Below are 12,430 nucleotides of genomic sequence, written 5' to 3' on the forward strand. Positions count from 1 at the left end.
AGAAAAACGTTGAACGCGGACAGGCACATATCCAGTCTTCCTTTAACAATACCATTGTTACGCTGACGGATACACAGGGGAACGCCTTAAGCTGGGCAAGTGCCGGTGGTCTGGGATTTAGAGGTTCAAGGAAATCTACTCCGTATGCGGCTCAGATGGCCGCAGAGACAGCTACGAAGGCGGCTCTGGTGCATGGGCTGAAATCGGTCGATGTATTCGTGAAGGGCCCCGGTTCAGGCCGTGAGGCTGCCATCAGGGCGCTCTCCGCATGCGGCCTGGAGGTAGTGAGCATCCGTGACGTGACCCCTGTGCCCCACAATGGATGCAGGCCTCCCAAGCGCCGTCGTGTATAGTTAACGAAATATCGTTGGAAGAAGGTGCCCTGAGGCACTGTAAACAAACAGGAAAGAAGAGGAAAATAGAACATGGCAGTAAATCGCGTACCCGTATTGAAGAGATGCAGGGCCTTGGGCCTGGAGCCCTCCTACCTGGGCTATGACAAGAAGTCCAAGAGGCAGAATCTGAGAGCCGGCAAGAAAGTAAGCGAGTATGGCTTACAGCTTCGCGAGAAGCAGAAGGCAAAATTCATCTACGGCGTTCTGGAGAAGCCTTTCCGGAACTATTACAAGAAAGCCGACAGGATGAAGGGGATGACTGGTGAGAACCTGATGGTCATGCTGGAGAGGAGACTGGACAACGTGGTGTTCCGGATGGGATTCGCCAGGACTAGGAGAGAGGCGAGACAGGTAGTGGGCCATAAGCACATCCTTGTGAACGGCAAGAAGGTGAACATTCCCTCCTATCTGATCAAAGCCGGCGATGTAATCGAGCTCACCGAAAAGGCCAGATCCATGAACCGGTATAAAGAGATTGTGGAGGTGACCGGCGGCAGGCTGGTGCCCGAATGGATGGAATCGGATATGGAAAATCTGAAAGGAACAATCAGGAATCTTCCTACCAGAGAGATGATTGATGTCCCTGTGAACGAAATGCTTATTGTCGAGTTGTACTCCAAGTAAGCCCTGCTGGCCTCTGAGGCCATATCCCCACCGCAGACGGGAGGGATATGGCTTTGGAGCGCTTGTGTATTATAAAACAAAAAAAGGAGGGTATTCGAGTGTTTGAGTTTGAGAGACCCAATATTGAGGTTGCTGAGATTTCAGAAGACAAGAAGTATGGCAGATTCACAGTAGAGCCCCTGGAAAGAGGCTACGGTATCACCCTTGGCAATTCTTTGCGCAGAATCATGCTTTCCTCTCTGCCCGGCGCCGCGGTGAGCCAGATCAAGATTGAAGGCGTGCTGCATGAGTTCAGCGGTGTGCCCGGCGTCAAGGAAGATGTGACGGAGATCATCATGAACATCAAGAGCCTCGCCATCAAGAACAGCAGCGAGACCAATGAAGCCAAGACTGCATACATTGAATACGAAGGCGAAGGAATCGTACATGCTTCTGACATTCAGGCAGACCAGGATATCGAGATTCTGAACCCGGATTTGGTAATTGCCACACTCAGCGGCAAGGATGCCAAGCTCTACATCGAGCTGACCATCACCAAGGGCCGTGGCTATGTAAGCGCCGATAAGAACAAACACGAGGATTTACCGATTGGTGTGATTGCAATCGATTCTATATACACGCCTGCTGAGAGAGTAAATGTTTCGGTAGAGAATACCCGCGTGGGGCAGATTACCGATTACGATAAGCTGACACTGGATGTATTTACCAACGGGACGCTGGGGCCCGACGAGGCCGTGAGCCTTGCGGCCAAGGTGCTCAGCGAGCATCTGAGCCTCTTCATCGATCTGTCCGAGAACGCCAAGACCGCCGAGGTCATGGTGGAGAAGGAGGACGATGAGAGGGAGAAGGTGCTGGAGATGAGCATCGATGAGCTGGAGCTCTCCGTCCGTTCCTACAACTGCCTGAAGAGGGCAGGCATCAACACAGTGGAGGAGCTGTGCAACAAGACATCGGAGGACATGATGAAGGTCCGCAACCTGGGACGGAAGTCCCTGGAAGAGGTGCTGGCGAAGCTGAAGGAACTGGGCCTACAGCTTAACCCAAGTGAAGAGTAAATCAGAGACTGTGTAAGAAAGATAATCTGCGGGCGGTAAATCCAAAGGGTGCGCCTGCGGTTCATCTCTAAATGGAAATCAAGGTGCCGCAAGAGCGGATGCGCAAAGCGCCGCAAGAGCGGATGCGCTTGGCCAGTAAGACCAAAAGGCATGGTTGGGTGTACCATGAAAGGAGAAAGGAAACAATTATGGCAAAGTACAGGAAATTAGGCAGGACATCACCCCAGAGGAAGGCGCTTTTGAGAAATCAGGTGACCGCTCTTCTGTATCACGGGAAAATCGTCACCACCGAGGCGAGGGCCAAGGAAGTCAGGAAGATTGCGGAGCATCTGATCACCCTGGCCATCAAGGAGAGGGACAACTACGAGACGGTCACCGTTACCGCCAAGGTTCCGGTGAAGGACAAGGACGGCAAGCGCGTCAAGGAAGTGATCGACGGCAAGCGCGTCACCAAATTCGAGAATGTGGAGAAGGAAATCAGGAAGGATCTCCCCTCCAGGCTGCACGCGAGGCGTCAGATTCTGAGAGTGCTGTATCCTGTGGTATACGTTCCCACAGAGGCAGCGGGCCGCAAGAGGAACACCAAAGAGGTGGATTTGGTGGCGAAAATGTTCGATGAGTATGGCCCTAAGTACGCAAACCGCAACGGCGGCTATACCAGGATCATCAAGAAGGGCCTCCGCAAGGGCGATGCCGCCATGGAAGTCATTCTGGAGCTTGTTTAATAGCAGTATTTGATATATAGAAAAAGGGGGAGCCAATGGGAGATCATTGGTTCCCTTTTTACACAGGGAGCGATCATGAAACTCTTTCAGTATAACAAGGATGACGTAAAGAAGACTCTGGACATGGCATGGCCTGCGATACTGGAGTCGTTTTTCGCCGCGTTCGCGGGCCTGGTGGACTCCCTGATGGTGAGCTCCATGGGCTCCTACGCGGTGGCGGCGGTGGGGCTGACCACCCAGCCCAAATTCGTGGGGCTATCCCTGTTCATCGCCGCCAATGTGTCCATATCGGCTCTGGTGGCCAGGCGGAAGGGCCAGGGCAAGCGGGAGGAGGCGAACCAAATCTTCTCCACCTTCCTGGTGTTCATTGTGGTGATGGCCATTGCGGTCAGCGTCCTGATGGTGGCGCTGGCCGACCCTATCATCCGCCTCTGCGGCTCCGAGGAGCTCACCCATGACAGCGCGGTGCTGTATTTCAGGATCATCATGGGCGGCATGATCTTCAACTGCGTCCAGATGGGCATCAACTCCGCGCAGCGGGGCGCAGGCAACACCCGCATCACCATGCGCACCAATCTGGTGTCCAATACGGTGAATATCCTGTTCAACTACCTGCTGATCGGCGGGCATCTGGGCTTTCCGGCCCTGGGAATCAGGGGAGCGGCCCTGGCCACCGTGCTGGGGACTGTGGTGTCCAGCGTCATGAGCGTGATGTCCGTATGGAAGGACGACAATTTCGTAAGCATTCCCTACATAATAAAGAAGCGGATCAGGCCTGCCATGGAGGCCCTGAAGAACATCATCAAGGTGGGCTACAGCGTCTTCGCGGAGCAGATCCTCATGCGCATCGGCTTCATGCTGACCGCCATCATGGCGGCAAACCAGGGGACTGCGGCCATGGCGGCCCATCAGGTGGGGATGAACATCATGGGGCTGTCCTTCTCCTTCGGGGACGGCCTGCAGGCCACGGCGGTAGCCCTGATCGGGTTCAGCCTGGGGGCAAAGGAGCCGGAGCGGGCCAGGCAGTACGGCAAGACCTGCCGGATGATAGGCACCGTGATTTCGGTGGCTCTGGCCGTCATCTATTTCTTTGGGGCGCGGGCCCTCATGGAGCTTTTCTTTGCGGAAGAAGAAATCGTGGAGATCGGCATAGACATTATGCATATCATCATCTTCGTGGTCATCCTGCAGATTGCACAGGTAATCTATATGGGATGTCTGCGGGGGGCGGGGGATACGCTGTACACGGCGATCGCCTCCACCATCAGCGTCACTTTGGTGAGGACATTGGGCTCCTATTTCTTCGGCTATGTGCTGAACCTGGGGATAGCGGGCATCTGGGTGGGGGTGATCGCGGACCAACTGTCCCGGTTCCTCTTCGCCAGCATCCGGTTCCGCCGGGGGAAGTGGACGGAGATCAGGATCTAGGGAGCGGCGGGCTCCAGGGTTTTCTGGAAGTGCTGGTAATCCTTCACGCCGTTCCAGTCGCCGCCCCAGGTAAAGCCATGCCGGGTGAAGAGCTCATAGCATAAATCATCCTCGTCGATCTTGTGGGGGAAGCTCAGGTCCCTCCGGGCGTAGGGGAGGGCGGAGGCGGGGGAGACCTGCTCGGCGCCCTCCTCCGTATAGGTGACATAGGGATTGTACAGGGGGTTGATGTCGATGGCCAGGCCGTAGGCATGCTTCGACAGGCGGTCCGTATCGTCCACCGTGCGGTAGTTGAAACAGGAGGTATTGTTGTCCTCCATGGAGGCGGTGTCGTCCCCGTCGTATTCATCGATCAGGAGCACCTTCTCCAGCCTGTATTCATTGCGGTAGAGCTCCCGGAAGATTTCCGTCAGGTCGGCGGCTATGGCGGCATTGCAGACCAGCTCCCCCTCAGTGGGATTTCCGTCGTAGTCTATGTGCAGGATGTGGACATAGCGCAGTTCATCGAAGGTGATTTCCGGCGGCTCCGGGCTCTCTGCCCCCGCATCCTCCGCCGGATAGGAAACGCCCGTCATGTACCGGCGCAGGTTGTCGGAGACGGGCTCGTAATAGAAGCCCTCCTCCAGTGTGAAGCGCTGGTCCGCCTGGCTGGTGCCGTTCAGGACGGCCCCGGTCAGGGAGGAGACGGGGATGTCTTCCTCTTCGTCGGCGTCTCCCTCCGGGTCAGGGATGTTTTCAGGCTCCGGGGAGGGGCTGGGAGAGCTGTCCGGCAGCTCCGGGGTGGGCGTGGACACTGCGTCGGCGTCCTCTGGCGGCGCTGTGGGCTCCTGGGTGGGGCTGCCGCCATTGATATGGGCGTATTCGCTGAGGCTCATGGAATTGCTGCTGAACAGCCTGCTCAGGCTGCCTGCGATGACGACGATGGCAGCCAATACCACTACCATCTTCACGATTTTCTCTCTATCCATAAAAGATTCCTTTCTGTGGGTTCTGTGGGCTTTTCCCGTATCATTAGAATAGCACAGGAACGCGATTTTGTAAATCTGCGGAGAGGACAGGGAGGCTGCGCACAGGATGGGATATTACTGTTCACGGGTAGTTCCGCGAAGTGTTTTCGTGCGCATTTTGCACGAAAATCACGATGGGATTTTGTCTTGTAATCCCCGGCGGAATCTAATATAATGTCAGAGTGTGGAAAGATTTTACGAAAGGGACAGGGAAGGCCATGGGAATCATTCGGACAAAGGACCTGGTATACGAATATGTCAGGCGGGACGAGGAGGGCAATGTGGAGGGCTTCACCACGGCTGTGGACAAGGTGGACCTGGACGTGCAGCCCGGGGAGTTCATCGCCATCCTGGGGCATAACGGCTCCGGAAAATCCACCCTTGCCAAGCATATCAATGCCATCCTGAACCCCACGGAGGGCAGCGTCTGGGTGGACGGGATGGATACCTCGGAGGAGGAGCATATCTGGGACATCCGCCAGCGGGCGGGCATGGTGTTCCAGAACCCGGACAACCAGATCATCGGCCAGGTGGTGGAGGAGGACGTGGGCTTTGGGCCGGAGAACATGGGCGTCCCCACGAAAGAGATCTGGGAGCGGGTGGAGGAGAGCCTGAAGGCCGTGGGCATGTACGAATACCGCAGGCATTCCCCCAACAAGCTTTCCGGCGGCCAGAAGCAGCGGGTCTCCATCGCAGGGGTACTGGCCATGCACCCCAAGTGCATCGTGCTGGACGAGCCCACCGCCATGCTGGATCCCAAGGGCCGCAGGGAAGTCATCCGCGCGGTGCGGGCCCTGAATGAGGTGGAGGGCATCACGGTGGTGCTGATTACCCACTATATGGAGGAGACCATCCACGCGGACCGGGTATTCGTCATGGACAGCGGGAAAATCGCCATGGAGGGTACGCCCCGGCAGGTCTTCTCCCAGGTGGAGCGGCTGCAGGAGCTGCGGCTGGACGTGCCCCAGGTGACCTTGCTGGCCCATGAGCTGCGGAAAAAAGGAATCGGGCTGCCGGAGGGCATCCTGACCGTGGAGGAGTTGGCGGACGCCCTGGCGGGGAGCAGGTGACCGGGAAAGCCCCTGCCGGAAGCAGAGGGACGGAATCTGCAAAAATGGACGAGAGGTATCGATATGTCGATTATTCTGGATCATGTGAGTTATATATACGGAGAGGACGGCCCCCTGGCCGTGAAGGCCCTGGACGACGTAAGCCTCCAGATTCCGGACGGGCAGTTCGTGGGCATCATCGGCCATACGGGATCGGGGAAATCCACTCTGGTACAGCATATGAACGGCCTGCTGAAAGCCACCGGCGGCCATATCTATTTCAACGGGGAGGACATCTATGACAGGGACTTTCCCATGAAGAAGCTGCGCAGCAGGGTAGGGCTGGTCTTCCAGTATCCGGAGCACCAGCTCTTTGAGATAGATGTGTTCAGCGATGTGTGCTTCGGGCCGAAGAACCTGGGGATGGACAAGAAGGAGGCGGAATTGAAGGCCTTTGACGCCCTGCGCAAGGTAGGGATGCCCATGGAGCTGTACTACCAGTCCCCCTTCGAGCTCTCCGGCGGCCAGAAGCGCCGGGCGGCCATCGCGGGGGTGCTGGCCATGGCGCCGCAGGTCCTGATCCTGGACGAACCCACCGCGGGCCTGGATCCAAAGGGCAGGGAGGAGATATTGCGGCAGATCAAGGAGCTGCAGACCCAGACAGGCATGACCATCCTATTGGTGAGCCACAGCATGGAGGACGTGGCGGAGTATGTAGACAGGATTGTAGTCATGAATAAGGGGAAGGTCATGTACGACGGCGCACCCAAGGAGGTATTCGCCCATTACAGGGAGCTGGAGGAGGTGGGGCTGGCAGCGCCCCAGGTCACCTATATCCTTCACGCGCTGAAGGACAGGGGATTTGACGTGGACGTGAACGCCACCACCACCGGCGAGGCGGTGGACACCGTGCTGCACGCACTGGGCCGGATTCCGGAAGCCTTTCGCCCGTGAGCCGGGCCACAGTGAAGAGCAGGTTTTAGCGACTGTCAGTATAAATTTGGATACAGGCGAGGAGAGATATGCTGAGGGATATTACATTAGGACAATATTATCAGACGGAATCCGTGATCCACAGGCTGGATCCCCGGGTGAAGCTGGGGGGGACTTTAGGTTACATCATTTCCTTATTCTTCTTCCGGAACTTCCTGGGATATGGGGTGGCGGCCGTCTTTCTGGCCACGGTCATCGGCCTTTCCCATGTGCCGTTCCGGTTCATCGTAAAGGGGATGAAAGCGATCGTCTTTCTGCTTCTGATCACGGTGACCTTCAACCTGTTCCTGACACCGGGCAGGGAGCTGGTCTCCGTCTGGAAGCTGACCATCACGGTGGAGGGCCTGCGGACGGCCGTCACCATGGCAATCCGCCTGACCATGCTCATCATCGGCTCCTCCCTGATGACCCTGACCACCACCCCCAACAACCTGACGGACGGCATGGAGAGCATGATGAAGCCCCTGAAGGCTTTCCGGGTGCCGGTGCACGAGGTGGCCATGATCATGTCCATCGCCCTTCGCTTCATCCCGATCCTGCTGGAGGAGACGGACAAGATCATGAAGGCCCAAATCGCCAGAGGGGCGGATTTCGAGACGGGGAACATCGTGAGGAGGGCCAAGGCGCTGGTGCCGCTGTTGGTGCCCCTGTTCATCTCCGCCTTCCGCAGGGCGAACGACCTGGCCATGGCCATGGAGGCCAGGTGCTACCGGGGCGGGGAGGGCAGGACGAAGATGAAGCCCCTTATCTATCAGAGGCGGGACAGGCTGGGGCAGATATGCATTTTGGCCTATCTGGCGATCAGCATAACGGCGGGCAGGCTGCGGTTCTGAAAGATTACGCGCATGTCTTCCGTCCGGGGAGGCGGACAAAGACCTGGCGGACAGATACAGCGGCAGGACGCATCAGACAGATACATCCACCGGAAAGCCGCAGGCTGCCTGGCGGGAGAGAAAGGACAGGAGATGGAGAAGAAGCGCATCCGCATGACAGTGGCCTATGACGGCACCAATTATCACGGCTGGCAGATCCAGGACAATGGAATCACCATCGAGTCGGAGCTGAACAGATGCCTGACGGAGCTCCTGAAGGAGCCCATACAGGTCATCGGCGCCAGCCGCACGGACTCCGGGGTGCACGCCCTGGGGAACGTGGCGGTGTTCGACACGCTGTCCCGGATGCCCGCGGGGAAGATTGCCTATGCGCTGAACCAGCGGCTCCCGGAGGACATCCGGATCCAGAAGTCCGAGGAAGTCCCGGGGGACTGGCATCCCAGGTACTGCGAGAGCCGCAAGACCTATGAGTACCGGATCTACCGGGGGGAATTCCCCCAGCCCGTGAAGCGGCTGTATTCCTATTTCACCTACCATCCCCTGGATGTGGGGCGCATGCGGGAGGCAGCGGCTTACCTGGAGGGGGAGCATGATTTCCGCAGCTTCTGCCAGACCGGGGCACAGGTGCGCAGCACCGTCAGGACGCTGTACGCGCTGTGGGTGGAGGAGCAGGGCCAGGATTTGGTCATCCGTGTGTGCGGCAACGGCTTCCTCTACAATATGGTGCGGATCATAGCGGGGACCCTGATGGAGGTAGGGCAGGGCAAGCGGGAGCCGGAGTCCATGCGGGATATCCTGGAGGCCGCGGACCGTGCCGCCGCAGGGCCTACCGCCCCGGCCCACGGGCTGACGCTGGTGCGCTACGAATTTTTATGATTTCCACGTAATTTTTCCGCATATTTTGGAAAATAATGATTGACAGAAGATACCGGTTATAGTACAATAACCAAGTGTGACAACGATTCCGAATGCCGAGCCAAAGCCCCGGCGGAGCATTTGAAAATAGAAAAACCGTCCCGACGAAGCGTGGAATGCAGCCCGGACATCTGCAGGATGCGGCGGACACGGGATACAGATTCAAGGAGAACGCAATACGGAGGGAAAGTAATGAAAACTTTTATGGCTAGTGAAGCTACAATCGATAGAAAATGGTATGTAGTAGACGCTGCGGGCATGACCCTGGGCCGCCTGGCCTCAGAGGTCGCCAAGGTTCTGAGAGGAAAGAACAAGCCGATCTTCACTCCCCACATGGATACAGGCGATTATGTGATCATCGTCAACGCCGAGAAGATTCAGGTCACCGGCAAGAAGCTGGATCAGAAGATTTATTATCACCATTCCGACTATGTAGGCGGCATGAAGCAGACCACCCTGAAGGAAAAGCTGGCCAAGAAGCCCGAGCAGGTAATCGAGCTGGCGGTCAAGGGCATGCTTCCCAAGGGGCCTTTAGGAAGGCAGATGTACAGGAAGCTTTACGTATACGCCGGGCCTGAGCACAAGCATGCGGCTCAGAAGCCTGAAGTACTGACATTCTAAAGGATAGGAGGAGAAAATAAATCATGGCTAAGGCAGAAAGATTCTACGGCACAGGCAGAAGAAAGAAATCCATCGCAAGAGTGTATCTCACACCCGGCAAGGGCGATGTTGTCATCAATAAGAGGAACATGGACGACTATTTCGGGATGGAGACCCTGAAGGTCATCGTCCGCCAGCCTTTTGCGGCTACAGGCACCAATGAGAAATTCGATGTGCTGGTGAATGTCCGCGGCGGCGGCTACACCGGACAGGCAGGCGCCATCAGGCACGGCATCGCAAGAGCCCTGCTCCAGGTGGATGCGGACTACAGGCCTATTCTGAAGAAGGAAGGCTTCCTGACCAGAGACCCTCGTATGAAGGAGAGGAAGAAGTACGGCCTCAAAGCGGCTCGTCGCGCTCCGCAGTTCAGCAAGCGTTAAGCAGAACAATTATACAAATGCAAGAATATGGACTCCGCAGGTTTTTCTGCGGAGTTTTTTCTTAACTTTTCAGGAGGTAACTGACCAACGCAATCTGACACGAACGGCTCGGAATAATCCGAGCCGTTTTATATATCCGGCACATATCGACAAGTGCCTGCAATATGTTACAAACTCCTTGAAAATAAAAGTTTGTAACATTAATTCTATAAACTTGATTTTCTGAGAGGTTTGTGATATGATTTTAAGCGAAAGGGGGTGCTTTCTTTATGCAAAAAAATCTGCGAAAACGTGACCTCTATCTGAACCGGATTATCGCATTTCAAGATACCGAAATGGTTAAGGTCATGACTGGTATCCGACGCTGTGGGAAATCCAGCTTGATGAAGCTGATGGCTGAGCATTTGCGGGATACCGGTGTGACAGACGAACAAATTATCGAAATGAACTTTGAGTCTATGAGTATCCCGGATATGGACGCAAGAGGGTTTTATGAATATGTCAAAGCGCGCATTTGCCCTGGTAAACGGACATACCTCTTTTTTGACGAGGTGCAGAAGGTGCATGGTTGGGAAAATGCCGTCAACTCTTTTCGGGTAGACTTTGACTGTGATATCTATATCACCGGTTCCAATGCCTATCTGCTTTCTTCAGAGCTTTCCACTTACCTGTCCGGACGATATGTGGAGATCAAGGTGCTGCCGCTGTCCTTTCAGGAATTTCTGGAGTTTCACGGCTATACCCTGACAGAACGGAAGTCGCCCGCCGGTGGTATCAGAAAGAAAATTGCCGATGCTGAGGGCGAAACCTATGATGTAAGAGAACTCTTTGATGCTTATGCCAGATTTGGCGGTATGCCTATGCTGGCAGACATCGGTTTGGAAATCGACCGGGTGACAGCCGCTTTGGACGGGGTGTATTCTGCAGCCGTTATCAATGACATTCTGGAACGGGAAAAGAGAAAAGGGCAGAGGAATATCACAGACCCGGTTCTGCTGAGAAAAATCATCTTGTTTTTGGCAGACAATATTGGTAATAACACTTCTGCTACCTCCATTGGAAATACCTTGGTCAACGAGGGGCTTTTGGAGAATGGAACCCGAAAGACAAAGCCTGCCGTACAGACCATTCAGGCTTATATCGAAGCGTTAGTAGAAGCCTATATCTTCTATGAAATCAAGCGTTTTGACGTGAAAGGCAAGGAGTATCTGCGCACGCTGGGCAAATATTATATTGTGGACATTGGTCTGCGGAATTATTTGCTGGGTTATCGCGACGGTGACAGCGGACACATTCTGGAGAACATCATTTACTTTGAGCTGCTGCGTCGTGGATATGATGTGGCGATTGGTAAAATCGACAATCAGGAAGTTGACTTCATTGCCACCAGGGCAGAGGAGAAAAAGTATATCCAGGTTACAGAATCTATGAACGCCCCTGAAACGAGAGAGCGAGAGCTTGCGCCTCTGCGAAAAATCCGGGATAGTTACGAAAAAATCGTCATTGCCCTGGAGTGTGATTTTACCCAGACACAGGACGGAATTAAAATGATCAGAGCACTGGATTTCCTTCTGGGGTGACAGACTGTTTGGGCACGTCAACTGTTGAAAGCTCCGGATACGGGAACCGATGTCCGGTGCTGTGAGAGGACGGCGGTCAGTCGCCGCCTCCTACTGGATTTTGTACATAGTGATGAGGCAGGAGTGCAGGGAGACCCTGTTGGAAGGTGATAATCAATGAGAATTTTAGTCATAGAAGACGATCTGGCCTTAAGCGCCGGACTGTGTTTTGAACTGGACAGCAACGGCTATCTGACGGTGGCGGCCTATAACTGCCGGAAAGCCAGACAGCTTTTGCAGGAGGATTCATTTGACCTTGCGATCATGGACGTGAATCTGCCGGATGGCAATGGCTTTGATCTCTGCCGGGAATTGAAAGCAATCAAACCGGAACTGCCCGTGATTTTTCTGACAGCAAAGGATTTAGAGCAGGATGTGCTGAACGGATTCGACCTGGGCGCAGAGGATTATATTACAAAGCCCTTCAACATGCAGATTTTTTTGCGGCGGGTAGAGGTGGCCATCCGGAGAGGGAGTAAAGCTGCTGCGGCTCCTGGGGATCGCTGGACGGACGGGTTTCTTCTGCTTGATTTTGGCGCGCTGACGGCCGTGCGGGGCGGCGAAAAGCTGTCGATCACGCCAAACGAATACAAGCTGCTGAAAGCGCTGACAGAGAATGCCGGCAACATCATTACCAGACAGATTCTGCTGGAACGGCTGTGGGATTGTGACGGGAATTTCATTGACGACCACACGCTTACCGTGACCATGAACCGGCTTCGGGCGAAGATTGAGGATGAGGATCAT

Annotated in this window: 14 protein-coding genes; 13 read left to right on the forward strand and 1 reads right to left on the reverse strand. The window is 55.3% G+C overall.

The annotated features are described in order from the left end of the window. The 5 genes from rpsK to Q2B33_RS06905 form a co-directional block, all read left to right on the forward strand. Positions 1 to 353, forward strand: a 353-nt coding sequence (rpsK, locus tag Q2B33_RS06885) for a 30S ribosomal protein S11 (RefSeq protein WP_300913924.1), incomplete at its 5' end; no start/stop codon positions are given. A gap of 72 nt (positions 354 to 425) precedes the next feature. After that, positions 426 to 1,019 (forward strand): 30S ribosomal protein S4, encoded by a 594-nt coding sequence (gene rpsD / locus Q2B33_RS06890; RefSeq protein ID WP_296463815.1) that lies wholly within the window; start codon positions 426 to 428, stop codon positions 1,017 to 1,019. A gap of 98 nt (positions 1,020 to 1,117) precedes the next feature. Further along, a complete protein-coding gene (locus tag Q2B33_RS06895) occupies positions 1,118 to 2,074 on the forward strand; it encodes a DNA-directed RNA polymerase subunit alpha (protein ID WP_296475380.1) in 957 nt (318 codons plus the stop codon). 188 nt (positions 2,075 to 2,262) lie between these two features. Continuing rightward, positions 2,263 to 2,799, forward strand: coding sequence for a bL17 family ribosomal protein (locus Q2B33_RS06900; protein WP_296475382.1), 537 nt, complete (start codon positions 2,263 to 2,265; stop codon positions 2,797 to 2,799). 75 nt (positions 2,800 to 2,874) lie between these two features. Next, positions 2,875 to 4,227, forward strand: coding sequence for an MATE family efflux transporter (locus Q2B33_RS06905; RefSeq protein ID WP_300784057.1), 1,353 nt, complete (start codon positions 2,875 to 2,877; stop codon positions 4,225 to 4,227). Here the strand turns inward: Q2B33_RS06905 and Q2B33_RS06910 are convergent. Beyond that, positions 4,224 to 5,195: a M15 family metallopeptidase gene (locus Q2B33_RS06910; protein ID WP_300784058.1), complete on the reverse strand. Its 972-nt coding sequence runs from the start codon at positions 5,193 to 5,195 to the stop codon at positions 4,224 to 4,226. The two genes, Q2B33_RS06905 and Q2B33_RS06910, sit on opposite strands and share 4 nt — an antisense overlap. Before the next feature lie 257 nt (positions 5,196 to 5,452). On the opposite strand from Q2B33_RS06910, the gene Q2B33_RS06915 reads away from it, so the two are divergent. The 8 genes from Q2B33_RS06915 to Q2B33_RS06950 all read left to right on the forward strand — a co-directional run. Next, complete coding sequence (locus Q2B33_RS06915) at positions 5,453 to 6,304, forward strand: energy-coupling factor transporter ATPase (RefSeq protein ID WP_300784060.1); 852 nt, start codon at positions 5,453 to 5,455, stop codon at positions 6,302 to 6,304. A gap of 63 nt (positions 6,305 to 6,367) precedes the next feature. Then, entirely contained in the window at positions 6,368 to 7,237 is an 870-nt protein-coding gene (locus Q2B33_RS06920; protein WP_300774587.1) for an energy-coupling factor transporter ATPase, read from the forward strand. A gap of 68 nt (positions 7,238 to 7,305) precedes the next feature. After that, positions 7,306 to 8,109 (forward strand): energy-coupling factor transporter transmembrane protein EcfT, encoded by an 804-nt coding sequence (locus tag Q2B33_RS06925; protein ID WP_296475396.1) that lies wholly within the window; start codon positions 7,306 to 7,308, stop codon positions 8,107 to 8,109. A 132-nt stretch (positions 8,110 to 8,241) separates the two neighbouring features. Continuing rightward, a complete protein-coding gene (gene truA, locus Q2B33_RS06930; protein ID WP_300569801.1) occupies positions 8,242 to 8,985 on the forward strand; it encodes a tRNA pseudouridine(38-40) synthase TruA in 744 nt (247 codons plus the stop codon). Positions 8,986 to 9,216: 231 nt separating this feature from the next. Further along, entirely contained in the window at positions 9,217 to 9,645 is a 429-nt protein-coding gene (gene rplM, locus Q2B33_RS06935) for a 50S ribosomal protein L13 (protein ID WP_296475402.1), read from the forward strand. A gap of 23 nt (positions 9,646 to 9,668) precedes the next feature. After that, complete coding sequence (gene rpsI, locus Q2B33_RS06940; protein WP_296475405.1) at positions 9,669 to 10,064, forward strand: 30S ribosomal protein S9; 396 nt, start codon at positions 9,669 to 9,671, stop codon at positions 10,062 to 10,064. Between the two features lie 269 nt (positions 10,065 to 10,333). Beyond that, positions 10,334 to 11,644 carry an ATP-binding protein gene (locus Q2B33_RS06945; RefSeq protein WP_300784062.1) on the forward strand — a complete coding sequence of 437 codons (1,311 nt, stop codon included), beginning with the start codon at positions 10,334 to 10,336 and terminating at the stop codon, positions 11,642 to 11,644. Positions 11,645 to 11,800: 156 nt separating this feature from the next. Further along, positions 11,801 to 12,430: response regulator transcription factor (locus Q2B33_RS06950; protein ID WP_300822697.1), on the forward strand; the 630-nt coding region annotated here is incomplete at its 3' end.

This window comes from uncultured Acetatifactor sp. (genome assembly GCF_948601915.1).
Classification (GTDB): domain Bacteria; phylum Bacillota; class Clostridia; order Lachnospirales; family Lachnospiraceae; genus Acetatifactor.